Origin of the sequence: Halosimplex marinum, from assembly GCF_051414075.1 — an archaeon.
GTDB lineage: Archaea > Halobacteriota > Halobacteria > Halobacteriales > Haloarculaceae > Halosimplex > Halosimplex marinum.
In genome coordinates, this window is record NZ_JBLKNY010000003.1 from 593,751 (window position 1) to 616,189 (window position 22,439).

The 22,439-nt window shown below is 71.6% G+C and carries 23 protein-coding genes; 14 read left to right on the forward strand and 9 right to left on the reverse strand.

Going from position 1 to position 22,439, the window contains the following annotated elements:
* The first annotated feature begins 118 nt into the window (after window positions 1-118).
* Window positions 119-952: a coenzyme F420-0:L-glutamate ligase gene (locus tag ACMGFI_RS04070; protein ID WP_436907542.1), complete on the forward strand. Its 834-nt coding sequence runs from the start codon at window positions 119-121 to the stop codon at window positions 950-952.
* Window positions 949-1,911, forward strand: a complete 963-nt coding sequence (locus ACMGFI_RS04075; protein ID WP_436907544.1) for a 5,10-methylenetetrahydromethanopterin reductase — start codon at window positions 949-951, stop codon at window positions 1,909-1,911. The genes ACMGFI_RS04070 and ACMGFI_RS04075 overlap by 4 nt, the downstream gene beginning before the upstream one ends.
* 38 nt (window positions 1,912-1,949) lie before the next feature.
* Here the strand turns inward: ACMGFI_RS04075 and ACMGFI_RS04080 are convergent, their stop codons facing one another.
* The 3 genes from ACMGFI_RS04080 to ACMGFI_RS04090 all read right to left on the reverse strand — a co-directional run bounded on the left by ACMGFI_RS04080 (window position 1,950) and on the right by ACMGFI_RS04090 (window position 4,924).
* On the reverse strand, window positions 1,950-2,171 hold the full coding sequence (locus ACMGFI_RS04080) for a DUF8024 family protein (RefSeq protein ID WP_436907545.1): 222 nt from the start codon (window positions 2,169-2,171) through the stop codon (window positions 1,950-1,952).
* 99 nt (window positions 2,172-2,270) lie between these two features.
* Window positions 2,271-3,989: an ABC transporter permease subunit gene (locus ACMGFI_RS04085; RefSeq protein ID WP_436907547.1), complete on the reverse strand. Its 1,719-nt coding sequence runs from the start codon at window positions 3,987-3,989 to the stop codon at window positions 2,271-2,273.
* Window positions 3,986-4,924 (reverse strand): ABC transporter ATP-binding protein, encoded by a 939-nt coding sequence (locus tag ACMGFI_RS04090; RefSeq protein ID WP_436908837.1) that lies wholly within the window; start codon window positions 4,922-4,924, stop codon window positions 3,986-3,988. Before ACMGFI_RS04090 ends, ACMGFI_RS04085 begins: the two co-directional genes overlap by 4 nt.
* Window positions 4,925-5,076: 152 nt before the next feature.
* Between ACMGFI_RS04090 and ACMGFI_RS04095 the strand changes: the two genes are divergently transcribed.
* A complete protein-coding gene (locus ACMGFI_RS04095; RefSeq protein WP_436907548.1) occupies window positions 5,077-6,489 on the forward strand; it encodes a signal recognition particle protein Srp54 in 1,413 nt (470 codons plus the stop codon).
* Window position 6,490: 1 nt separating this feature from the next.
* Here the strand turns inward: ACMGFI_RS04095 and ACMGFI_RS04100 are convergent, their stop codons facing one another.
* Both ACMGFI_RS04100 and ACMGFI_RS04105 read right to left on the reverse strand, forming a co-directional pair.
* The gene (locus ACMGFI_RS04100; protein ID WP_436907549.1) at window positions 6,491-7,165 is read right to left on the reverse strand and encodes a hypothetical protein; all 675 of its coding nucleotides are present in this window, start codon (window positions 7,163-7,165) and stop codon (window positions 6,491-6,493) included.
* Between the two features lie 20 nt (window positions 7,166-7,185).
* Window positions 7,186-8,244 (reverse strand): inorganic phosphate transporter, encoded by a 1,059-nt coding sequence (locus ACMGFI_RS04105; RefSeq protein ID WP_436908838.1) that lies wholly within the window; start codon window positions 8,242-8,244, stop codon window positions 7,186-7,188.
* 413 nt (window positions 8,245-8,657) lie between these two features.
* Between ACMGFI_RS04105 and ACMGFI_RS04110 the strand changes: the two genes are divergently transcribed.
* The 5 genes from ACMGFI_RS04110 to ACMGFI_RS04130 all read left to right on the forward strand — a co-directional run bounded on the left by ACMGFI_RS04110 (window position 8,658) and on the right by ACMGFI_RS04130 (window position 13,501).
* Window positions 8,658-9,440: an MBL fold metallo-hydrolase gene (locus ACMGFI_RS04110; protein WP_436907551.1), complete on the forward strand. Its 783-nt coding sequence runs from the start codon at window positions 8,658-8,660 to the stop codon at window positions 9,438-9,440.
* A gap of 101 nt (window positions 9,441-9,541) precedes the next feature.
* The gene (locus tag ACMGFI_RS04115; protein WP_436907553.1) at window positions 9,542-10,690 is read left to right on the forward strand and encodes a DUF373 family protein; all 1,149 of its coding nucleotides are present in this window, start codon (window positions 9,542-9,544) and stop codon (window positions 10,688-10,690) included.
* Between the two features lie 552 nt (window positions 10,691-11,242).
* Window positions 11,243-11,974, forward strand: a complete 732-nt coding sequence (locus ACMGFI_RS04120; RefSeq protein WP_436907554.1) for a diphthine--ammonia ligase — start codon at window positions 11,243-11,245, stop codon at window positions 11,972-11,974.
* Between the two features lie 259 nt (window positions 11,975-12,233).
* Window positions 12,234-12,500, forward strand: a complete 267-nt coding sequence (locus ACMGFI_RS04125) for a WNWW family protein (protein WP_436907555.1) — start codon at window positions 12,234-12,236, stop codon at window positions 12,498-12,500.
* Between the two features lie 362 nt (window positions 12,501-12,862).
* A complete protein-coding gene (locus ACMGFI_RS04130; protein WP_436907556.1) occupies window positions 12,863-13,501 on the forward strand; it encodes a ThuA domain-containing protein in 639 nt (212 codons plus the stop codon).
* Window positions 13,502-13,584: 83 nt separating this feature from the next.
* Here ACMGFI_RS04130 and ACMGFI_RS04135 read toward each other — a convergent pair whose 3' ends face one another.
* Together ACMGFI_RS04135 and ACMGFI_RS04140 are read right to left on the reverse strand one after the other, a co-directional pair.
* On the reverse strand, window positions 13,585-14,547 hold the full coding sequence (locus ACMGFI_RS04135) for a hypothetical protein (protein WP_436907557.1): 963 nt from the start codon (window positions 14,545-14,547) through the stop codon (window positions 13,585-13,587).
* 59 nt (window positions 14,548-14,606) lie between these two features.
* On the reverse strand, window positions 14,607-15,752 hold the full coding sequence (locus ACMGFI_RS04140; RefSeq protein WP_436907559.1) for an enolase C-terminal domain-like protein: 1,146 nt from the start codon (window positions 15,750-15,752) through the stop codon (window positions 14,607-14,609).
* 154 nt (window positions 15,753-15,906) lie between these two features.
* Between ACMGFI_RS04140 and ACMGFI_RS04145 the strand changes: the two genes are divergently transcribed.
* Window positions 15,907-16,521, forward strand: a complete 615-nt coding sequence (locus ACMGFI_RS04145) for a rubrerythrin family protein (RefSeq protein ID WP_436907560.1) — start codon at window positions 15,907-15,909, stop codon at window positions 16,519-16,521.
* Window positions 16,522-16,615: 94 nt separating this feature from the next.
* Entirely contained in the window at window positions 16,616-17,890 is a 1,275-nt protein-coding gene (locus ACMGFI_RS04150) for a hypothetical protein (RefSeq protein WP_436907561.1), read from the forward strand.
* A gap of 24 nt (window positions 17,891-17,914) precedes the next feature.
* Here ACMGFI_RS04150 and ACMGFI_RS04155 read toward each other — a convergent pair whose 3' ends face one another.
* A complete protein-coding gene (locus ACMGFI_RS04155; protein ID WP_436907562.1) occupies window positions 17,915-18,178 on the reverse strand; it encodes a hypothetical protein in 264 nt (87 codons plus the stop codon).
* 200 nt (window positions 18,179-18,378) lie between these two features.
* Here ACMGFI_RS04155 and ACMGFI_RS04160 point away from each other — a divergent pair, with 200 nt between their 5' ends.
* The 4 genes from ACMGFI_RS04160 (at window position 18,379) to purM (ending at window position 22,047) form a co-directional block, all read left to right on the forward strand.
* Complete coding sequence (locus ACMGFI_RS04160) at window positions 18,379-19,596, forward strand: GNAT family N-acetyltransferase (RefSeq protein ID WP_436907563.1); 1,218 nt, start codon at window positions 18,379-18,381, stop codon at window positions 19,594-19,596.
* A gap of 76 nt (window positions 19,597-19,672) precedes the next feature.
* Window positions 19,673-20,368: a DUF502 domain-containing protein gene (locus tag ACMGFI_RS04165; protein WP_436907564.1), complete on the forward strand. Its 696-nt coding sequence runs from the start codon at window positions 19,673-19,675 to the stop codon at window positions 20,366-20,368.
* 106 nt (window positions 20,369-20,474) lie between these two features.
* The gene (locus ACMGFI_RS04170) at window positions 20,475-20,957 is read left to right on the forward strand and encodes a peroxiredoxin family protein (protein WP_436907566.1); all 483 of its coding nucleotides are present in this window, start codon (window positions 20,475-20,477) and stop codon (window positions 20,955-20,957) included.
* Between the two features lie 76 nt (window positions 20,958-21,033).
* A complete protein-coding gene (purM, locus tag ACMGFI_RS04175; protein WP_436907569.1) occupies window positions 21,034-22,047 on the forward strand; it encodes a phosphoribosylformylglycinamidine cyclo-ligase in 1,014 nt (337 codons plus the stop codon).
* A 101-nt stretch (window positions 22,048-22,148) separates the two neighbouring features.
* On the opposite strand, the gene ACMGFI_RS04180 is transcribed toward purM, so the two are convergent.
* Window positions 22,149-22,409, reverse strand: coding sequence for a hypothetical protein (locus ACMGFI_RS04180; RefSeq protein ID WP_436907571.1), 261 nt, complete (start codon window positions 22,407-22,409; stop codon window positions 22,149-22,151).
* Window positions 22,410-22,439: the final 30 nt, after the last annotated feature.

Sequence of the window (22,439 nt, forward strand, 5' to 3'; positions counted from 1 at the left end):
CCCGCCGCGGCGTCGCGGTGACCCGTGGCCGCGCCGCACCGGTAGGCCGGCCGTCACCGACTCGGGCGATCCCTGCTCGTAACGGGGCGCTTTTGACGGGGCACGACCCATTCAAGGTATGGAACTGTTCGCGGTCGAGGGACTGCCGGAAGTCCGTCCAGGCGACGACGTGGGCGAACTCGTCGCCGACGCCGTCGACCTCCGCGAGGGCGACGTGGTCTGTGTCTCTCACTCCATCGTCTCGAAGGCCGAGGACCGGGGCGCCGACCTCGACGAGTTCGACCCCGGACCACGGGCCCAACGCATCGCCGAACGCATCGGTGACCTCGCGGGCGAGGAGAAAGACCCCCGCTTCGCCCAGGCGGTCCTCGACGAGAGCGCGGAACTGCTCACCGAGGAGCCGCTCATGCTCGCCGTCACGCGGTTCGGTCACATCTCCGTCAACGCCGGCATCGACCGCTCGAACGTCCCCGACTCGGACCTGCTCCTGCTCCCCGAGGACCCCTCGGCCAGCGCCGAGCGGGTCTCGGAGACGCTGAACGCGCCGGTCGTCGTCACCGACACCTCCGGGAGACCGTTCCGCCAGGGCCAGCGCGGCGTCGCCATCGGCTGGGCAGGCATGCCGGCGGCCCGCGACTGGCGCGGCGAGACCGACCGCGACGGGCGCGAACTCGGCGTCACCGTCGAGGCGGTCGTCGACGAACTCGCCGCCGCCGCCAACCTCCTGACCGGCGAGGGCGACGACGGCCTCCCCGTCGTCGTGGTCCGGGGCTTCGAGTTCGGTGACCACGAGCCCCACGACGGCCTGTTCCGCTCGCCCGAGGGCGACTACGTCCGCGACGCGCTGCGGGAGTGGGAGTACGACAGGGCGCGGTTGCGCGAGGGCGGCGACGACCGGGCCGGCAGAGACGACGACGGCGACGACGGGGACGGCGGAGGGGACACCGAATGAGAGCGATAGAACTCACGCCGGAGCGGCCGGTCTCGACGATAGCACAGCTGGGCGCGACCGCGGAGCGGGTCGGCTTCGACGCCGCGTTCGTCAGCCACCACTACAACAACCGCGACCAGTTCGCCGCGCTCACGGCCGTCGCCGGCGAGACCGACGAGATCCGGGTCGGCCCGGGCGTCGCCAACCCCTACGAGACCCACCCGGTGACGCTGGCCTCCCGGATGGCCACGCTCGACGAGTACAGCGGCGGCCGCGGCGTCTTCGGCGTCGGTCCCGGCGACGCCTCGACGCTCGCCAACCTCGGCATCGACCCCGATAGCCCCCTCCGCCGGGTGCTGGAGACGTTCAAGGTCGCCCAGCGGCTGTGGGACGGCGAGCGCGTCGACCACGACGGCACCTTCCGGGCGGACGACGCCGGCCTCAACTACGACGCCGGCGACATCCCTGTCTACGTCGGCGCGCAGGGGCCGCACATGACCCGCATGGCCGCCAAACACGCCGACGGCGTCCTCTACAACGGCGCCCACCCGCGCGACTACGCGTGGGCCAGCGAGCGGGTCACGGAGGGACTGGACGAACGGCCGGACGCCCGCGGCGAGTTCGACTTCGCCGCCTACGCCGCCGTCAGCGTCGCAGAGGACGGCGAGGCGGCTCGCGAGGAAGCGCGCTTCCCGGTCGCGTTCGTCGCCGGCGGCGCGCCCGCGCCGGTGCTCGAACGCCACGACATCGACCGCGAGGCCGCCGCAGCGGTCGGCGAAGCCGTCTCGGCCGGCGAGTTCCGCGAGGCGGCCGGCCTGGTCACGGACGCGATGCTCGACGCCTTCTGCATCGCCGGCTCGCCGGCGGAGGTCGAGGCCGAGGTCGACGCCGTGCTGGAGTACGCCGACAGCTTCGTCGCCGCGTCGCCGCTCGGCCCCGACGCCGAGCGGGCTATCGAACTGCTCGGCGGGATGGACTGAGGCGGGAGAAGGTCCGTGTGGCCGCGACGGCTATCGGGCTATCGCGCTTCCGGCGGCGGCGAACTCGCGCCGGTGAACAGCGAGAAGAAGGCGCCGAGCGAGAGGTAGCCGAACACCGCGGAGGCGCCGGCGACGAACAGCACGCCGAAGGCGATCAGGACGTAGTTGAGGGGGTCGTGGGCCGCGACGTCCTGGAAGTGGCTCGGCATCTCGATGATACTGTTGACCAGCTGCGTCGCCGACTCTGCGAGGGTCACCATGCGCGAGCGTTCGGACCCTCCCTACTTCGAGGTTTCGTGTGCGAGTCGCCGGCGATGTCGGTGGCCCGGACGCTCCGGGGCCGGCGGCTGCGAGCGGTCTCACTCGATGTCGCGCGACCGGAACCGCCAGTAACCGACGGCGACCGGGACGACGAACCAGAACACGAGCACGCCCGCCAACAGCAGGCGGCGCGACCCCGAGACGACCCCCAGCGAGCCGTAGGCGTTCGCGGGGTTGGCCCACTGGAGGTAGTGGTACCACTCCGCCGGCGACCCGGGGGCGTACGCGAGGTCGCCGCCTCGCGGGAACTCCCCCTCGACCAGCCAGTAGGGGACGCCGACGAGCGTCCGCCACAGCCGAGTGATCAGCAGGATCGCGCCGAACGACGCCCCGATGGCGGTGATCCGCCCGCCGGCGAACGCGGAGATACCGACCGAGATCCCGAACACCGAGAGCCCGACCCCCACCATGGCGGCGACCCCCAGCGCGAGCGGCCCGGGGTCGACCGCCGTCGGCCGGACCCACAGGATGGCCACCGCGGCGAGGGCGCCGACGAGTACCGCGGCGACGTAGAGCGCGGCTCGACCGGCTAGCTTCCCGACGATCACGTCTCGCCGGGTGACCGGATACTCGGTCACGACCTTGAGACGGCCGGTCTCCGTCTCGTCGACGATAGCGAGCGCGCCGAGCAGGACCGTCGCGATGACGACCGGATACGGCGTCCCGAGTTCACCGAACAGCGGGCCGTACGCCGTCCCCAGCGCGGGGAGCGACGCCTCCCCAGCCGCGCTCGGCCCCGGCACGCTCAGCGCGGCCAGGACGAACTCGCCGACCAGTACGACCACCAGCGCCGGGACCAGCCAGGACCGCCCGATCGCGGCCAGGTCGGCCAGCGCGTAGCTCAGCGCCGGGCGCTCGGGGACCGACACCGGGAGCGAGGGCGTCGGGAGTTGCGGTCGAGACACCGAGACCGCGTCGAGCCGCCGGCGGAGCGCCGCGAGTCGGCCGCCCGCCCCGGCGTCGAGGTCCTGGTTCCGGAACCGGAGGTAGCCGACCGCGACCGGAACGACGCCCCACGCGACCAGCACGCCGAGCGAGAACCAGTCGATGGCTCCCTCGAAGTAGTTGGCCCCGCTGTAGGCGTTGTTCGGGTTGAGCACCTGGAGGTACTGGATCGTCCCCGGGTCGGCCGCGATGACGAAGTCCAGCTCCCCCTGGACCGGGGGACGCCCGTTCAGGAGCCCGAAGACCGGCCGGACGACGACCCGCTCCCAGTAGTTCGCGAAGAAGACGTACACGCCAAGCGCCAGCGCGAGCGCGCGGAGGCGCGTACTCGTGACCAGCGAGGCGCCGACGGCGATGCCGAAGTACGCGAGCGCGAACAGGAGCGTCAGCACGGTCGCGAGCGCGAGCGCGGACGGCGAGACCCCTTCGAGGCGGACGACGAGGATCCCGACGGCCAGCGCCTTCGCGGCCAGGACGACCGCCGCCAGGACGAGGCCCCGACCGAGGACCTTCCCGACGACCAGGTCGCGCCGGGCCAGCGAGACCCCCGAGAGGACGCGCAGGCTGCCGCGCTCGCGCTCGGCGGCCACCGCGAGCGCGCCGACCAGTATCGCCGCCAGGGCCACCGGCCGCTCGAAGCCGTTCAGCAACACGAGCGCCATCCGGTCCGCCGAGGAGTTGGCGAACAGCCGTTCCGAGGCCCGCACGACCAGCGGGAGGGTGACGACCCCGATCAGCCCGACCAGCGCCCACACCAGCCGCGACCGCCGAGCCTCGCGGAGTTCCTTGCCGGCGACCGTCAGCGCGTTCACGGCCGTCCCTCCGCGACCGCGGTCCCGCTCCCGGATTCCCGGTCGGTGTAGGCGGCGAACAGGTCCTCCAGCGACGGGTCCCGGACCGTCACGTCCTCGGCCGCCATGCCCGCCGACTCGACCCGCCGGATCACCGCCGCCTTCGCGGCCGGGTCGCGGCAGCGTACCCGGAGGGTGCCGTCGTCGGTCGTTCGCCCGGTGACGCCCTCGATGTCGTCGAACTCGACCGGCCGGACCTCGTCGACGTGTACCGCGACCCGGGACTCGGCGCCCAGCGACCCCCGCAGCCCGGCCAGGGTGTCCTCGGCGATGAGCTCGCCGTCGCGGAGGATGCCCACCCGGTCGCAGAGCCCCTCGACCTGGTCGAGGATGTGACTGGAGAAGAAGACGGTCGTCCCGCGGTCGAGTTCCTCGCGGACGATTCCCCGCAGGTCGACCATCCCGTTGGGGTCCAGCCCCGACGACGGCTCGTCGAGCACGAGCAGGTCGGGGTCGCCCACCAGCGCCATCCCGAGGGCGGTCCGCTGGGTCATCCCCGTCGAGTAGCCGCCGACGCGCCGATCCCTGTCCTCGGGGGCCAGGCCGACCCGCTCCAGGACCGCGTCGGGGTCGTCGTCGGCGCCCTGGAGGTCGTTGGCCAGCTCGATGTGCTCGCGGCCCGTCAGCCGGTCGTAGAGGGCGTACCCCTCCGGGAGGATCCCGGTGCGCTCGCGGACGGCCGTCGACTCGCGCCCGGCGTCCAGCCCGAACACCGTCGCGCTGCCCTCCGTCGCCGTGGCGTACCCCAGCATGACGTTGATCGTCGTCGACTTGCCGGCGCCGTTCGGACCGAGGAAGCCGTAGGCCTCGCCGGCCTCCACTTCGAGGTCGAGGTCCTCGACCGCCGTCGTCCCGCCGTACGTCTTGGTCACCCCGTCCAGGTTGATGACAGCCATCGGTACGTTCTGCATTGTATGCTATTATCGAGCACACATTAACCCACGGACGTATCCGTTCGAAGTCACGACCGGGCCGGCCGGGCGGGGACGGATCGTCGGCGCCGCCGAGGGCGAAGCCTTTACCGGGCCGGCCGCGTACTCGCTCGCAAATGGTACTCGACGATCTGGGCACGTCGCTCCGGAGCACGCTCAACGACCTCCGGGGCCAGTCCCGCATCTCCGAGGAGGACGTCGAGGCGGTCGTCAAGGACATCCAGCGGTCGCTGCTGCAGGCCGACGTGGACGTGGACCTGGTGATGGAGCTGTCGGACTCGATCAAGACCCGCGCGCTGGAGGAGGAGCCGCCTGCCGGCACCTCCGCCCACGACTGGGTGCTCCGGGTCGTCTACGACGAACTCGTCGACCTCGTCGGCGACTCCACCGAACTCCCGCTCGAATCGCAGACGATCATGCTCGCCGGCCTCTACGGGTCGGGGAAGACCACCACCTCCGCCAAGATGGCGTGGTGGTTCTCCAAGAAGGGGCTCCGGCCGGCCATCATCCAGACCGACACCGACCGCCCCGGCGCCTACGACCAGTCCAGGGAGATGGCCGAGCGCGCCGAGGTGGACTTCTACGGCGACCCCGAGGCCGACGACCCCGTGCAGATCGCCCGCGAGGGCCTGGAGGCCACCGAGGACGCCGACGTGCGCATCGTCGACACGGCGGGCCGCGACGGCCTCAACGAGGAGCTCATCGACCAGATCGAGGACATCGAGGCGGAGGTCCAGCCCGACCGTGACCTCCTGGTGCTCGACGCGGCGATGGGACAGAGCGCCAAGGACCAGGCCCAGGAGTTCGAGGACTCGATCGGTATCGACGGCGTCGTCATCACGAAGCTCGACGGGACGGCGAAGGGTGGTGGCGCCCTCGCGGCCGTCAACGAGACGGGCTCGTCGATCGCCTTCCTCGGGACCGGCGAGACGGTCCAGGACATCGAGCGCTTCGAGCCGTCGGGGTTCATCTCCCGGCTGCTCGGGATGGGCGACCTGAAGCAGCTGACCGAGCGCGTCGAGCGCGCGATGGAGGAGACCGGCGAGGAGGAAGAGGAGTGGGACCCCGAGGACATGATGGAGGGGAAGTTCACCCTCCACGACATGCGCAAGCAGATGGAGACGATGAACAAGATGGGGCCGCTCGACCAGGTGATGGACATGATCCCGGGGATGGGCGGCGGGCTCATGGACCAGCTGCCCGACGACGCGATGGACGTGACCCAGGAGCGCCTGCACGACTTCGAGGTGGTCATGGACTCGATGACCGACGAGGAACTCGAAAATCCGCGCGTCGTCGGCAAGAGCCGCATCGAGCGCATCGCCCGCGGCTCGGGCAAGCCCGAGGAGCGGATCCGCGAGCTGCTCGAACAGTACAACGCCATGCGACAGATGTTAGACCAGTTCCAGGGCATGGGCGACGCCGACATGGAGCGGATGATGAAGCAGATGCAGGGCGGCGGCGGTGGCGGCATGGGCGGTATGGGCGGTATGGGCGGCGGCGGTGGCGGCGGCCCGTTCGGCGACTGAGCTACCCGTCTCCGTTCGCCGCCCCTTCGGCCTCCGCCGCTTCGGTGTCCGCCCCTTCGGCGTCGTCGGTCTCCGCTTCGGCGCCGTCCCCCTCGATGTCGCGTCGGTTTAGCTCCGCTTCGACCTCCTCGGCGACCGCATCGTCGAGTTCCGCTTCGACCTCTTCGGCCACGGCGTCGTCCAGTTCCGCCCGGACTTCGGCCTCCACCGCGTCGTCGAGTTCGGCGTCGACCTCCGCCGCGACGGCGTCCTCGACTTCGGTCTCGACGGTGTCTTCCACCTCGGCCTCGACCGCGTCTTCCACCTCCGCCGCGACGGCATCCTCGACCTCTTCGGCGACGGCGTCGTCGACTTCGGCCGCGACCTCGGTCTCGACGCGGTCGTCGAGTTCATCCGCGACGGCGTCGCCGACCTGGTCGTCGACGGCGTCGGCGACCTGGCTCTCGGCCTCGGCGGAGACGGCCGATTCGAGGACGCGCTCGTAGATGGCCATCTTCTCGTAGACCCGCAGGAGGTAGCCGACGACGAGCCCGCCCTCGAAGGCGGCCACGCGCGGGTCGACGCGGACCGCGAGGAACGCGAACCCGCCGATGAACAGCAGGCCGTAGGCCAGCTCGACGTAGAACTGTGTCTCGCGCTCGGTGCGTTCGCCGCGTCGCGATAGCGGTCCGATCATGGTAGCAGTGACGGTCCGGTTCACCCGACGAGGTGGAGCCGCTGGCCGGCCTCGAACGTCGCGAACGAGACCAGCCCGGCGACCGTCGGGGAGGCGACCCAGGTTGCGACCACCCGCTTGACGGTCCGCGGGTCGAACAGGTCGAGCTGGTCGCTGGCCCACGTCGAGCGCTCGGGCTCACCGAGGCCCTCGGGGCGGACCAGCGCCGACAGCGGGACCCGGCGGCTGGCCCGGCCCCACCCGAGGCCGATCACGCAGGTCGTCAGCATGATCGCCAGGCTCGCCGGGATGCCCGCCCAGCTCAGGCCGGTGATGACCGTGGCTGCGACGGTCTCGACGACCAGCGCCGCCTCCAGCGACAGGTCGGTGATGTCGTCGCCGACCGTCTCCATCGTCCGCGGCCCCAGCAGAAAGGCGCCGGCGCCGATGGCCGCGCCGCCGAGCGCGACGCCCGGTGTCATCCCGACCGCCCCCGAGCCCACCAGCGGCGCGACGGCGTTGGCGACGTTGCTCGCGCCCGCCGAGAACGCCATGTAACAGCCGATACCGATCACGAGCAGTTCCACCAGTCCGTCGCGGTCGCCGGCGAGGCCGTCGAGGCGGCCCACCACGTCGTCGTAGAGGTACCGGCCGAGGAACGCGCACACCCAGAAGGCGACGACCGGGGCGACGAGCCACCAGACGACGACGGTCCCGACGGTCGCCCAGTCGAGCCCGCCCAGCGCGGCGCCCATCCCGACGACCGTCGCGACGGCCGTGATGCTGGTGCTCGTCGAGACGCCGAGGACGTTCCCCAGCAGGATGCCCAGACCGACGAACAGCAACACGACCGCCGACGTGGCGGGCGTGAAGTAGGATCCCGGGACGAAGCCCGTCCCGAGCGTGTCGACGACGTTGGTCCCGACGGTGAACCCGCCGACGAGCGCGAAGGCCGCCATCAGCGCCGACGCCTGGCGCATCGAGACGACGCCCCCGCCGGTCGCCGGCCCGAACGCCGCGCCCGTCGAGGAGCCGCCGATGTTCACGCCGACGAACACCGCGACCGCGATCGCGAGTCCGAGGAGCACGTTCACTGTCATCACCTCCGGGAACGGCGTCACGTCCGAACTCCAACGGCGTCACGTCCCGGGACTGGGAGGTTCGGCTCCGCCGCGGACGCCGCGGCCCGCGGCTGTCGCACCGCTCCGGGACACGTCCGTTACGGATGCTCGCGGGCCTCCGCGAACGCGCAGAACTGTGGCCCGCGACCCACTGCGACGAGAACGGGTGTCAGCGGTCGACGCCATCGCTGACGCCCTCGATTCCGCTCGACGATCGGTTGCGGTTCGTAATAAAATTCTCGAACCGTGCGGATCGGTGTCGAACGGTGAGGCCCCGAGAACCCCGACCGGCCGCCGTCCTCGGACCGGGTACTCGCGCCGCGCTCGCAGTCCGAATCGGTTCGGGATCTGATACACGAAACGGGTAACGGCGGGTCGGCCCAAACGGGGGTATGCGCGTCACCCTCATGGGGACCGGCGACGCGGTCGGCGTGCCCGCACCGCTCTGTGACTGCGAGTACTGCGCCGCCAGCGAGCGCCGCCGCCGGCCGGCGGTACTCGTCGAGGTCGACGACCGGCGGCTCGTCCTCGACATCGGTCCGGACATCGCCGGCCAGCTCCACGAGATGGAGGTCTACGACGTGGACGGCTTCTTCGCGACCCACGCCCACTTCGACAACTACTGGGGGATCAACGAGCTGAACCAGGCCGCGATGGACACCCACGTCCAGAACGAGGCGGCGTTCGACCACCCGACCTTCGGCAAGGAGGTCACCGTCTACGGCTCCCGGCCGGTCCGCACGTTCACCGAGGACACCTTCCCGCACATCCTCGACCACGTCGAGTACGTCCCGCTGGACCCGGACGAGGCGGTCCGCACCGACGCGTTCGACGTGCGGGCGTTCGAACTCGACCACGGCACCAACGCCTTCCCGACCCAGGGGTACGCCGTCTCCGCCGGGGGGTCGACCGTCGTCTACGCGCCCGACGTGGACGGCGTCGACGCGGTCCCCGACTTCTGTGCCGGCGCCGATCTGCTCTTTTTCGACGGGTCGGTCCTCGGCGCCGAGTTCCACGGCGACGCCGACGACCTGCGCGACGGCGCCCGCCGCTTCGACGCCGACCGCGTCGTCGCCACGAACGTCTCCGAACACATGCTCGAACGCCACACCGACGACCTCGACGCCCCCGGCGAGTTCGAGATCTGGAGCGACTTCGACGCTGTGGCGCTGTAGCCGCGAGGGCCGCTCGGCGGGGAGCTTTCGGGCGATTCCGCCGGGCGACCGGGCGGAAACGGTCGCGAGGATTTTTATCCCGTGACCGCCTCCGTCGATCCGTGACAACGCTGGTCGTCTGTATCGACCGCGCGGGCGACCTCGTTGCCGGGACGGACCCACCAGTCGTGGGGCGGGACGCCGTCGAGTCGCTCGTCGTCGACGTGGGCGTCGAGGACCCCGAGGACAGCCAGGTCAACTGCCTGCTCGAAGCCCTCCGCGTCTCCCGCGACCTGTCCGACGGCGGCGAGGAGACGCTCGTCGCGGTGCTGGCGGGGACGGACGACACCATCGGCGCCGACCGCGCCATCGCCCGCCAGGTCGAGGGACTCATCGACGACCACGACCCCGACTCGGCCGTCGTCGTCGTCGACAGCGCCGAGGACGAGCGGCTGGTCCCCATCGTCGAGTCGCGGCTCACCGTCGACGCCGTCGACCGCGTCGTCGTCCGCCAGGCCCGCGACATCGAGTCGACCTACTACCTGCTCAAGCAGTTCCTCGCCGACGAGGAGCTGCGCAAGACCGTCCTCGTCCCCATCGGCGTCGCCCTCATCGCCTACCCCGTCCTCTGGTGGCTCGCCAGCCCCGGCGTCGCCACCGGCGCCATCGTCGCCGTCGTCGGCCTCTTCCTCCTCTACAAGGGCCTCGGCGTCGACGCCTACCTCGCCGCCCTCCCCGGCCAGGTCCAGCAGGCGCTCTATTCGGGCCAGGTCGCCCTGGTCACCTACGTCGTCGCTGCCGGCCTCTCGCTGGTGGGCGTGTTCGCCGGCGCCATCGGCGTCTCCGAACTCGGCTCGGAGGGCCCGCTCATCCTCGCCAGCCGCTTCGCCTTCGACGCCATCCCCTGGCTGACCGGCGCCGCGCTGGCCGCGAGTACGGGTCGGCTGCTCGACGAACTCATCCGCCGCGAGGGCGTCCGCAGCGCCTACCTCAACCTCCCGTTCGGCGCCGTCGCCGTCGGCCTCGTCGTCCGCGGGTTCTCCGCGTACTTCCTCGAACTCGCCGACGTGTTCGAGCCGTTCCGGGTCCGGCCCTTCGAGGCCGGCCCCGTCGCCTTCGAGGGCGCCACCCTCGCGCCCCCGGGCACCAGGCTGGCGCTGTTCATCCTCGCCGGCGTCCTCGTGAGCCTCGCTGGCGTCCGCTTCGCCGCGTACTTCAGCGGGACCACGGTCGAACAGGAGTTCGCCCACGGCCGCGAAGGCGGCGACTAGGAGTCGTGCGTTCGGCCACCGTCGCGTTCGATTCCGTGCGAGTGTCTCAGTTGTTTCTGTTTGGGGTGTCGGGAAACGAAGTCGTACCGGGGGACCGCACTCGACAGCGAGCGCTGAAAGCCCTCTGCGCGCTCTGAACCGGATCGACCACACTCGGCAGCAGGCGGTGAAAGCCCTCCGCGCGCTCGCGGTCGCTGAGACGGGATATCCGCGCTCTCCGCACCGCCCGCGCGGATAGTGCCCGCTCAGGCGACCAAGCAAGCGCGAGCGCGCCTCGCCCTTTCAGTCCACCAGGAACACACCGCACAGCACTGCAACCGCCCCGCACAGCACCGCAACGGGCCACGAGCCTCCCCCACCGATTCCCGACACGCGAGTCGCGAATCCCTCGCGCGGTTTCGTCGCGCGCATGAAAGCGCGCGACAGCGCACGCCAACCGCACCGCAACCGCTCACCGCAACAGCTACCGCCTGCACTGAGCACCTGTGCGAGCGGTGAGTGGGTCCGGCCGAAGACGATGGTTTATGTGCGCCACGGCGCCTATCGAGCGGTATGACAGACGACGCAGGCGGAGGGAGCTGGGTCTCGCTGTTCTCGGGCGGGAAGGACTCCTCGTGGGCGCTGTACCGGGCGCTCGAACGCGGCCTGCCGGTCGAGCGACTGGTGACCGTCCACCCGGAGGGCGACTCCTACATGTACCACGTGCCGGCGACGCGGCTGGCCGGCCTCGCTGCCGAGAGCGTCGGGATCCCGCTTGTCGAGGTCGAGCCCGACGACTTCGCGGCCGCGGAGACGACCGACTCGGGCGCGCAGGGCGACGCCGAACTCGAACCGCTGGAGGGGGCCCTGCGGGACCTCGACGCGGACCTCCCGGGCGGCCTCGCGGGCGTGACCGCCGGCGCGGTCGAGAGCGAGTACCAGACCTCCCGCATCGAGGCGATGGCCGAGCGCCTCGACGCCGAGGTGTTCGCGCCGCTGTGGCAGCGCGAGCCCCGAGAGCTTGCCGACGCGATGCTCGACGCGGGCTTCGAGATCCGGATCGTCCGCGTCGCCGCCGGCGGCCTCGACGAGTCCTGGCTCGGTCGGACGCTCGACGCCGACGCGCTCGACGAACTGGAAACCCTCAACGAGCGATACGGCGTCCACATCCTCGGGGAGGGCGGCGAGTTCGAGACGCTAGTGACCGACGGGCCGCACATGGAGCGAGCGATCGAACTGGAGTACGAAACCGAGTGGGACGGCACTCGCGGGACGCTACAGATCGAGGACGCCTGGTTGGCGTGACCGTTCGGCGCCACAGGCGCCGATTCGCCGTCAGAGCAAGCTCTGACGAGCCCGCAGTCGTTCGCGGTGCTCACTCCTGCGGACACCGGACGCGAGCGAACGGAGTGAGCGAGTCGTCCGGCTTTTTCGCCCACGTTTTCCCCGCCCGGGTTCCCCGCAGCGCGCCGCCGGCGCGCGAGGAAACCCGGGCGGCGAAAAGGTGGTGGGGTACTTCCGCGATGGCGGTGCTTCAAGGGCGTCGGGGTGCAATCGTGGCGTCGTGAACCGGGAGCGCCTGGAGTCGGAACTCGAACGGTTCGAGGGCGACGCGGACGCGCGGCGGGTGGTCGCCCGGCAGGCGCGGGACCTGGCGGACTCGGGGCGGGTCGCCGAGGACCTGGGGTACGAACTCACCGTCGACGCCGTCGTGGACGAACTCGCCGACGCGCCGGCGGACCACTCGCTCGTCGAGCGGTGGAACTGGTGGGTCGGCTCGCTGGAACTCTCTCACGGCGGCTACGAGCGGTTCCAGGTGCGAGTGTACTGAGCGGGCGCCGGGCCAGCCCGAGACCGGCGCGCGCTCGTCAGAATACGCTCAGCCCGTGCGACTCTCGTGCGTGCTCGAGCAGTTCCTCTGTGGTCTCGAACTGTTTCCCACAGCTGCACGTGTGGTATGTCGGAGTCGCGTCCGACGTGGACTGGCGTGTCGCCATGTCTCTCCGTTCGCACCGGACGTTAATAATTGTTTATCCGGTACGTGTTGACGTGACATACGATCAGCGAGAACGGGTCTCGTAGACGCGGGACCGCCGGAACCTGAGCGGCCCGCCGTCCGGTCGCTCGGTCGCGGTTCCCCACGCGGCTTCCGGGACCGGTGGAGCTAACCCGGACAGGGCCGACGGCCCGGACATGACACGCGTGCTCGTGCTCGGGGAGAACACTTTCCCGTTCCACGCCATCGACGAGAAGCGCGACGCCTTCGCGGCCGCGCTGGAAGACTACGACGTGACGATCACGACCGACCGCGACGCCCTCACCGGCGAGTACGACGTGCTCGTCGACTACCTCACCGACTCGACGCTGTCCGACGAGCAGCTCGACGCCCTGCTCGACCACGTCGCGGCCGGCGGCTACGTCGGCGTCCACTGCGCCTCGGACCTCACCTCGACCGCCGCCGACGACCCCGACGAACTGCTCGACCCGCGCGACGAGCCGTTCCCGGAACTGCGCGAGCTGATCGGCGGGCACTTCCTCACCCACCCCGAGCAGTCCGAGTTCGGCGTCGACGTCGTCGGCGAGCACCCGATCACCGAGGGCGTCGACGACTTCACCGTCTACGACGAGCCCTACCAGGTCGAGGCGGACGACGACGTGAACGTGCTCGCGCGCATGGACCATCCGGACCTGGAGGCGTATCCCGTCGTCTGGACCAACGAGTCGGCGGGGCGGGTCGCCTACGTCTCGCTGGGTCACACCGACGAGGCGCTCGCGAACGACTCGTTCGTCGCCCTGCTGCGCAACGCCGTGGAGTGGGCCGACGCGAACTGACCGCGACGCCGTCCGCCCCCGGTCGCGGTCGCCAACCGTCTTCGGTCGCGGTCACCGTCCGCCCCCGGTCGCGGTAGTCCCGGTCAGTCCGCCGTGTTGACGTACAGCCCGTAGCGGTAGTACTCCTCGCCCAGCGCCAGGAACAGGCCGTTCTCGGCGCTCGGTGGCGGCTCGCCCGCGGCGTCGAGGGCATCGGCCAGCCCCAGGTCCGCGAGCAGCTCGCGGTACCCCTCCGAGAGCGGGGTCGTCTCCTCGTAGCCGTCGCGGTACAGCATCAGCCGCTGGTCCTCCGAGAGCGAGTCGGGGTCGAGGCGGGCGTCGACCAGCTCGCCGTCGAGCGCGCGCTCGAACCCGGCCTCGGAGTCGGCGACCGGGATCGCGACGCCGGTCCTGGCCGGCTCCGCGAACTCCCGACGCTCGACGGCGACTTCGAGGACGGTTCCGTTGTACTCGACGTAGTCGTGCAGCGGGTCGGGCGCCAGCCCGCTCGACGGCCCATCGTAGCCCCGTCGGTAGACGTAGCCGCCGGCCTCGGCGACGTTGCCGGGCGGGGAGCCGCCCATCTCGCGGTGGCGGGCGGCGAGGTAGGCGATCTTGACGGCGCGCCGGTCCAGCCGGGTCAGGGCCGGGTACCGGACCCGACCGGGCGGATCGTCCAGCTCGTCGAGCCGTCCGACCCACTTCAGCCGGAGGACCGGCCGCTCGGTCCGTTCGAGGCCGGTCGTCACGACGGACAGCCGGTAGTACGTCCCGTCGCGCTCGACGTACTCGCCGTCGGGAATCGGGGGGTAGCCGTAGGTGGTCGGGCGCTCGCCGGCGACGGCGGCGTCGACGTTCGCCGCGTAGTCGGCGGTCCAGGGGCGGGGATCCCCGGGCGGTTCCCACAGCGCCAGCGGCGCCAGCGACGTTCCGATCCGGCCGGCGTCGAGCGTGTAGGTCAGCTGTCGCTCGCCGGAGAGCCCCTCGACGGCGCCGCAGCCGGCGAGGACGGTCCCGGCGGCCACGCCGGCGGCTGCCAGGAACTCGCGACGCGAAGGGGAGGGCATCAGTCGTGATCGGCGAGTCCGACCCAAGTGCTTTCGGGTCCGCGAGCGGTCGTCGCGGCTCACCAGTCGGCGACGCTGCCGTCGTCGCGGCGGACGGTCGGGAGGTGACTGCGCTCGTACTCGTAGGACAGCGCGGCCTCGCGGTCCACGTCGACACCCAGCCCCGGTTCGTCCGGCACGTCGAGCCCGCCGACGGACTCGTCCAGCGTCGCGCCGCCTGAGAACACGTCGTCGATGGGCTCGCCGTAGACCGCCTCGTGGTCGGTGAACTCCTGGACGCCGAAGTTCGGCACCGCGATGTCGACGTGGACAGTGGCGGCCTGGCCCACCGGCGAGAGGTCCGGCGGTCCGTGGAAGGCCGTCTCCACGTAGTGGTGTTCGGCGACGGTCGCGAGCTTCCGCGCGGCCGTGACCCCGCCGACGTGCGAGAGGTCGACCCGGAGGAAGTCGACCAGCTCCTCCTCGATCAGCGGACGCATCTCCCAGGGGTTCGTGAACAGCTCCCCCATCGCCAGCGGCGCAGTCGTCGCCGCCCGCAGCCCCTCGAACGCGTCGCGGTTCTCCGGTCGCAGGGGGTCTTCGAGGAAGTACAGGTCGGCCGATTCGAGGCCGGCGGCGACGCGTCTCGCCTCCCGCGGCGTCGCCCGGCCGTGGATGTCGACGATCAGCTCCGGGTCGGGGCCCAGCCGCTCGCGGACTTCCCCGACGCCGCCGATGACGCGGTCCAGGTTCAGGTACTCGCCCGCCGGGTCGCCGACGTTGACCCGGAAGTGGTCGAACCCGCGCTCGGCCGCCGCCTCGCAGTTGGCGACGATGGCGTCGACCGCCTCGTCACCGCAGTGCGTGTAGGCGGTCGCGTACTCGCGCGTGCGGCCGCCGAGCAGGTCGTAGACCGGCGCGCCCGCGGCCTTCCCCTTCAGGTCCCACAGGGCCGTATCGACGCCGGAGAGCGCGCTGTTGAGGACCGGCCCGCCGCGCCAGTAGGTGCCGCGGAAGAGGAACTGCCAGATGTCTTCGACGCGGGCGGCGTCGCGCCCCTCCAGCTCGGGCGCGATGTGGTGGTCGAGTGCGGCCTCGACGGCCTTCTCGCGGCCGTTGAGGGTGGCGTCGCCCCAGCCGACGAGTCCATCTGCCGTCTCCGCTCGCACGAGGACGTAGTTGCGGCCGGGTCGCGTCACCACGGCGTCGAGGTGTCTGATCTCCATACCCCCGTATCGGCCGATCCCGCCATGAAGGGGCGTCTCGCGGCGAGCCGTTCCGGTGGACGGGGCCGCCGGGCAACCGCGAGGAACGCCACCGAACCCGACGCCCACGCCGGGAGACGATGGTTACAAGCCCTCGCCGGCCGACGCTCACCACATGGATCCACAGGAGTTCGTCGAGACGGTCCGCGAGGAGGCGGCGACCCCGCTGTCGCGGCTCGGGTCGTCGAAGGCGCTGTACGCCGACACCGAGGGCGAGATGGACGACGACGCCGTGTTGCAGGCCGCCGCCGACCGCGCGCACTTCGCCGCCGAGCGCTTCGACGCGTGGGCCGACGAGGAATCGGGCGACGCGAGCGAACTGTTCGCCGACGCCGCGTCGACCGAGCGCGACCACGCCGAGGCGGCCGCCGACGAGCGCGGCGAGTACGAGCCGGGCGAGCCGCCGGCGGTCGTCGCCCACCTGGAGACGGTCGACGGGACGGTCGAACGGCTGGCCGCGTTCGTCGGCTGGGCGCTCGCGGCCGGCAACAACGCCGACCAGGTCGTCGGCTACTTCGTCGGCCAGGCCAGCCCGCGGACGGCGAGCACGTTCCGCTCGTTCGGCGACGACTACGACGAGTACGTCGACCGCGCGAGCGACCTGCTGGCCGCCGAGGCCGACGACCCCGAGGCGGCGGTGGCCGCGGCGACCGCCGCCATCGAGGCCGACTACGAGGACTACTTCGAGACGCTGGAGGAGCTGGGCGTCAACCCGAAACCCGTCTGTTAGCACGCCTCCCGGCCCGCCGGGCCGTTGAACGATCCGGCCTCGCGTTCACCTCGTATGAACAACTATTTTCACGGAGGGGGTTCACACGGCGCGTGTGCGACGGGTCCTGGCGATGGCGTTGCTGGGCATGGTCCTCGTCGCGGGCGTCGGGGCGCTGGGGGCGAAGACGGTAGATGCTCGCGACGGGAGTCCGGCGACGCCGAACGGCGACGCTGACGGCCGGTCCCCGCTCGGGAACGGGGGCGCGAGTGACATCCTCCTGGAGAAGATCGACCAGCTCGGGATCGGTTCCGAACGGGCGCCGGCCGGAGCCACCAACGGGACGGCGGGGGCCGACGGACCGAACGCGTCGAGCGACGAGTCCGACCCGGCGGCCGAGCCCTCAGCCGACGGACCGGACGGCGCTGACGGCGTCGACTCCGACGGCGACGGGCTCTCCGACGAGCGCGAACTCGAACTCGGCACCGACCCCTTCGACCCGGACACGGACGGCGACGGGCTCTCCGACGGCCGGGAGGTCGAACTCGACACCGACCCCTTGGACCCGGACACGGACGGCGACGGCGTCTCGGACGCCAGGGAGCTCGAACGGGGGACGAGCCCGCGGTCGGTCGACGCCGACGCCGACGGGCTCACCGACGAGCGCGAACTCGAACTCGGCACCGACCCGTTCGACCCCGACACCGACGACGACGGCCTCGGTGACTGGCACGAGCTTGAGGTCGGCACGGACCCGACCGACCCCGACACGGACGGCGACGGGCTCCGCGACGGGTGGGAGGTCCGCGAGCGGACGGCCGACGGCGCGCGGCTCCCCGGGAGCGACCCGCGCGCGATGGACCTGTACGTACAGGTCGACTACGCCCGCGGAGTCGACGCGCCCTCCGCCGAGTTCTACGACAGCGTCGAGGCGGAGTTCGCCGAGATGCCGATCCGGCGGGCGAACGGGACCGGCATCGACGTACACGTCCGCGAGGGCGGCCGCGTCAACGAGAGCGCGGTCTTCACCGGCGGGAACTTCCACGAGCTCCGGTCGGACCTCTACCGCGACCGCCTCGGCCGGCGCGCGGGCGTCTACCACCACGTCGTCGTGACCGACTTCGCTGCCGACGAGGTGGGCTACGGCGAGGTCGGCGGGCGCTTCTCGCTCGTCGACGCCGACGCCGCCGAGCCGACCCAGCGCCACGTCGTCGTCCACGAACTGCTACACAACGTCGTCGGCCGCATCGGCTCGCCCGGGGCCTGCCGGCACGACCCCCACCACTACTGCGAGGGCGGCTGGCTCACCCCGGCGATCACCCCCGGAGAGGACGAGTACCTGCCCGTCCCGCTCGCCGACGAGATCGAACGCCGGGGCTTCCGGCCCTGACGACCCTCCGGCGCCGGCGACCGCTCACTGCCGCGGCTGGGGCTGTGGCCGCGTCCCCGCGCCGGGCTGGCCCTGACTGGGCGCCGACAGCCCCGCCTGGGGCGTCACTCCCTCGGGGAGCACGTACCACAGCCGGTCGTGGGGCACGAACCCCACCTGCTGGGGGTCGCTCGTGTCGTAGCGCTCCCGGTCCTGCTGGTCCTCCGTCCCGTAGAGGACGAGCCCGTACTCGTTGACCTCGTACCTGGCGCAGTCGACGACCGTCCCGTCGGTGCAGTACACTTGCATGGGACCGTCGGTTGGGGCGCGAGACGGTTCAACCCCATCTTTTTCGTGGTGTGCCTCGGCGGCGCGAGGCCGTCCGGCGCTCGTCGGCGAGTGAGTCGAGTCGGTGGCCGGCGACCGGCCCCTCTGGGAACCGTGGGGCCCGGATCGGCGACCCCCCGGGTAGCCGAAGGTATATCGGGGCGGGCCGCCCGAGGGGCGGTATGACCGAGGACGCGGGCGTCGCGGTGCGGCCGCTGTCGGCCGACCGCTTCGCCGAGTTCCGCCGGACCGTCGACTACGCCTTCTCGCCCGAAGCTGGGCCACAGACCTACGACGACGAGCCCGAGCGGATCGCCGACCGCTACGGGGCGTTCGCCGGCGACGACCTCGTGAGCGTCTGCGGCCACTACGACTTCCGAGCGACCCTGCGCGGCAAGTGGGTCCCGCTCGCGGGGCTGGCCGCCGTCGCCACGCCGCCCGAACACCGCCGCGAGGGGTACGTCCAGGCGCTGGTCGACGACGCCTTAGAGCGGTGGCGCGGCGAGTACCCCCTGGCCGCGCTGTGGCCCTTCTCCCGGTCGTACTACGAGCGGTTCGGCTGGGCGACCGCCGACACGTACACCACGTACACCTGCCCACCGAACCAGCTTTCGTTCGCCCGGGGGGTAGCCGACGGGCGCGCGCGACCGGCCGGCCCCGACGAGTGGCGGACCCTCCAGTCGGTCCACGAAGCCGCCGCCGAGGCGACGACGCTCGCGCTCAAGCGGCGCTCGGAGACGTGGTGGCGCGAGCGGGTCCTGTCGGAGGGGAGCGACGACCGACCGTGGGCGTACGTCTGGGAGCGGGCGGGCGACCCGGTGGGGTATCTGGTCTACAGCTTCGCGGACACCGGCCCGGGGGTCGACGAGCGCCGGCTCACCGTCGACGATACGGCCGCCGTCGACCACGAGGCGTGGCTGGGCCTCCTTGGGTTCCTCGCTGACCACGACTCCCAGGCGACCGAGGTGCGGTTCGAGCGCGACGGCCGGACGGATCTCCTCGACCTCGTCGACGACCCCGAGGCGGTCGACTGCGAGGTGGAGACGGGCCCGATGGCCCGCGTCGTCGACGTGACCGACGCGCTGGAGGCCTGTCCCTATCCCGAGGGCGCGAGTGCCGACCTGACTCTCGCCGTGACCGACGGGACGGCCGACTGGAACGACGACGTGTTCCGCCTCGGCGTCGCGGGCGGCGACGCCGAGTGCGCGGCGGTCGACGAGCCGGCGGCCGAGGCGGACGCGACCCTCGACGTGGGGACGCTCTCGCAGCTTGTCGTCGGCTACCACGACGTTGCGGCCGCCCGTCGCGTCGGCGGGCTCAGCGTGGCCGACGAGTCGGTCGCGGACGCGCTCGCGGCGCTGTTCCCGCCCGAGCGGGTGTACCTGCGGACGTTCTTCTGAGAGACTGGGTCCGGTGGAAAGTCGGGTAAGCCCCGATCCGAACAAGGCACTTCGGCCTCGGGCCCCAACCGGTCGCATGTCCGGACCGAACGTGAACGACATCGCGGAGGTCGCGGCCGAGGAGAGCAGGGAGGTGCGCCGGGACCTCAGACAGACGCTGCTGTCGGGGCTGGCGCTGACGGTCCCGTTCCTGATCACCGTGCTGGTGCTCGTCTGGGCGCTGGGGTTCGTCTCCGGCCTGCTGTCGCCGCTTGCCGACGTGATCGTCGCCGTCGGCCCCGGCGGGGAGATGAGCACCTGGGTCGTGCAACTGCTGGCCGGCGCCGTCGTGTTCGGGCTCGTCTTCGCCGTCGGCTTCGCCGCCCAGCACGGCCCCGAGACCCACATCGCCCGCCGGTTCGACGTGCTCATGGAGGACCTGCCGGGGATCGGCTCGATCTACACCAGCGTCGAGCGGATGAGCGACGTGATGGTCGAGGGCGACACCGAGAGCTTCCGCGAGGTGAAGATCGTCGAGTTCCCCCGCGAGGACTGCTTCGCGCTGGCCTTCCTCACCGCGAGCGCGCCGGCCACGATCGAGGAGGCCGCCGACCACGACGAGATGGAGACCGTCTTCGTCCCGATGGCCCCCAACCCCGTCATGGGCGGCCACCTCGTCAACCTCCCCGAGGACCGGGTCTTCGACGTGGACCTGTCCGTCGAGGAGGGGATGCAGGCGGTCATGACGACCGGGATGGCCATCGACGAGAGCACCCGGACCGACGGGGAGTGAGCGGTCGGCCCGGCGGACGGCCGCTACACCCGGTCCGCCGGGGGAGCGTGCGCGACCCGCACACTGCCGGCCGCCGATTTACTTCGCTCGCGCCCCTCCGTCCGGTATGAGCCTCGAAGGCGAATCCGCGCCGGAGTTCGAGCTACCCAGCACCGGTGGCGACACCGTCGCTCTCGCCGACGAACTGGAGGAGGGGCCCGCCGTCGTCCTGATCAACCGCGGCGTCTGGTGTTCGTTCTGCGCCGAACAGCTCCAGACGTTCGGCGAGGTGTCCTACGATATGTGGTTCCACGACGACGTGAGCGTCGTCCCGGTCGTCCCCGACCCGCTCCCCGAGGTCACGGAGATGCGCGACCGCTACGACCTGTCGATCCAGTTGCTCGCCGACCCCGACGGCGAGGTCTGTGACCGCTACAGCGGCACCGAGGAGACGAGCCACGGCCTGACCGGCCTCGCCGCGACCTACGTGATCGACGAGAGCGGCACCGTTCGGTACGAGGATGTCTCCGACACCCCGGCCGACCGCACCTACGGCAACTGGGTGCGCTACTACGTCCGCAACGACTACGAGCCGCCGTTCCGGGGGTGAGAGCGGACGCGGCGTGTCGCCGCCGCGCTCCACCCGAAACGGTGGCCTTTTGCTCGCGCTCCGCGGGGGATCCACCATGACCGACGGGGACGCCGACGACGCGGCCGAGGGGACCGACGAGGACAGCGAGGGACTGACCTACGCGGAGGCGGGCGTCGACATCGCCGGCCAGGAGGCAGCGACGGCGGCGCTCGTGGGCGCAACCGGCGACTTCGAGGGCGACTACGCCGGCCTGCTCGACATCGGCGACCGCTACCTCGCGCTGGCGGCCGACGGCGTCGGGACGAAACTGCTGGTCGCCGAGGCGCTCGACGACTACTCGACCATCGGCATCGACTGCATCGCCATGAACGCCAACGACCTCGTCGCCGCGGGCGTCGACCCCGTCGCCTTCGTCGACTACCTCGCCGTCGAGGAGCCCGACGACGCCACCGCCGAGGCCATCGGCGAGGGCCTCGACGAGGGCGCCGAGCGGGCCGGCGTCGCGCTCGTCGGCGGCGAGACCGCGGTGATGCCCGACGTGATCAAAGGCCTGGACATCGCCGGGACCTGCGCCGGGCTGGCGCCCAAGGACGCCATCTTCCCCGGCGAGGCCGAGGCCGGGGACGTGGTGGTGGGGTGGCCCTCCTCGGGCATCCACTCCAACGGCCTGACGCTCGCTCGCGAGGCCGTCACCCGCGACCACGAGTACACCGACCCGTTCCCGCCGAACTCCGATAGATCGATCGGCCGCGAGTTGCTCGAACCCACGCGCGTCTACAGCGACCTCCTCGGCCCACTGCGCGAGGTCGAGACCCACGCGGCCGCCCACGTCACCGGCGGCGGCTGGACGAACCTCACCCGCATGGGCGCGTTCCGCTACGAGATCACCGACCCCTTCGACGCCCAGCCCGTCTTCGCGTTCGTCCAGCGGGAGGGCGACGTGACCGACGAGGAGATGCACCGCACGTTCAACATGGGGACCGGGTTCGTGGCGGCCATGCCCGAGGACGACGCCGAGACAGTCGTCGACGCCACCGAGGACGGCCGCGTCATCGGTCGCGTCGCGGAGGGAGAGGAGTCCGTCGCCGTGCGCGGCCTGGACCTGTAGCGACGCGCGCCATCGACGCTTTTCGGCGGTGGCGACCGTGGGGTAGAGGCCGAACGGACCGGCAGCGACCGAACCGGTAGCGGCCGAACCGCGGCCCGCGTTCAGTCGTCGAGCGAGCGCCAGTCGCCGGGGTAGAACAGGCGGACGGCGTGGAGGACGACGAGACCGAGCACGCCGAGCAGGAGGTTGACCGCGAACCGGAACAGCGGCACGACCTCGGCGTCGAACACGGCGCCGAGGGGGAGCGTGAGCGCGCCGACGACGAGCGGTCCGACCCCGATACCGACGAGGACGCCGCCGAGGACGCGCAACTCGGCACCGTTCAGCAACCGACCGCTCGAACCGGAGTGGGTCTCGTCCATGCTCGCGTCTCGGGGCGTCCCCCAATCAGG

What these genes read in the sequence shown, in the direction of transcription:
- ACMGFI_RS04070 (WP_436907542.1), top strand. Translation starts at nt 119, where the DNA reads ATGGAACTGTTCGCGGTCGAGGGACTGCCGGAAGTCCGTCCAGGCGAC.
- ACMGFI_RS04075 (WP_436907544.1), top strand. Translation starts at nt 949, where the DNA reads ATGAGAGCGATAGAACTCACGCCGGAGCGGCCGGTCTCGACGATAGCA.
- ACMGFI_RS04080 (WP_436907545.1), bottom strand. Translation starts at nt 2,171, where the DNA reads ATGGTGACCCTCGCAGAGTCGGCGACGCAGCTGGTCAACAGTATCATC.
- ACMGFI_RS04090 (WP_436908837.1), bottom strand. Translation starts at nt 4,924, where the DNA reads ATGGCTGTCATCAACCTGGACGGGGTGACCAAGACGTACGGCGGGACG.
- ACMGFI_RS04095 (WP_436907548.1), top strand. Translation starts at nt 5,077, where the DNA reads ATGGTACTCGACGATCTGGGCACGTCGCTCCGGAGCACGCTCAACGAC.
- ACMGFI_RS04100 (WP_436907549.1), bottom strand. Translation starts at nt 7,165, where the DNA reads ATGATCGGACCGCTATCGCGACGCGGCGAACGCACCGAGCGCGAGACA.
- ACMGFI_RS04105 (WP_436908838.1), bottom strand. Translation starts at nt 8,244, where the DNA reads ATGACAGTGAACGTGCTCCTCGGACTCGCGATCGCGGTCGCGGTGTTC.
- ACMGFI_RS04110 (WP_436907551.1), top strand. Translation starts at nt 8,658, where the DNA reads ATGCGCGTCACCCTCATGGGGACCGGCGACGCGGTCGGCGTGCCCGCA.
- ACMGFI_RS04120 (WP_436907554.1), top strand. Translation starts at nt 11,243, where the DNA reads ATGACAGACGACGCAGGCGGAGGGAGCTGGGTCTCGCTGTTCTCGGGC.
- ACMGFI_RS04130 (WP_436907556.1), top strand. Translation starts at nt 12,863, where the DNA reads ATGACACGCGTGCTCGTGCTCGGGGAGAACACTTTCCCGTTCCACGCC.
- ACMGFI_RS04135 (WP_436907557.1), bottom strand. Translation starts at nt 14,547, where the DNA reads ATGCCCTCCCCTTCGCGTCGCGAGTTCCTGGCAGCCGCCGGCGTGGCC.
- ACMGFI_RS04140 (WP_436907559.1), bottom strand. Translation starts at nt 15,752, where the DNA reads ATGGAGATCAGACACCTCGACGCCGTGGTGACGCGACCCGGCCGCAAC.
- ACMGFI_RS04145 (WP_436907560.1), top strand. Translation starts at nt 15,907, where the DNA reads ATGGATCCACAGGAGTTCGTCGAGACGGTCCGCGAGGAGGCGGCGACC.
- ACMGFI_RS04155 (WP_436907562.1), bottom strand. Translation starts at nt 18,178, where the DNA reads ATGCAAGTGTACTGCACCGACGGGACGGTCGTCGACTGCGCCAGGTAC.
- ACMGFI_RS04160 (WP_436907563.1), top strand. Translation starts at nt 18,379, where the DNA reads ATGACCGAGGACGCGGGCGTCGCGGTGCGGCCGCTGTCGGCCGACCGC.
- ACMGFI_RS04165 (WP_436907564.1), top strand. Translation starts at nt 19,673, where the DNA reads ATGTCCGGACCGAACGTGAACGACATCGCGGAGGTCGCGGCCGAGGAG.
- ACMGFI_RS04170 (WP_436907566.1), top strand. Translation starts at nt 20,475, where the DNA reads ATGAGCCTCGAAGGCGAATCCGCGCCGGAGTTCGAGCTACCCAGCACC.
- purM (WP_436907569.1), top strand. Translation starts at nt 21,034, where the DNA reads ATGACCGACGGGGACGCCGACGACGCGGCCGAGGGGACCGACGAGGAC.
- ACMGFI_RS04180 (WP_436907571.1), bottom strand. Translation starts at nt 22,409, where the DNA reads ATGGACGAGACCCACTCCGGTTCGAGCGGTCGGTTGCTGAACGGTGCC.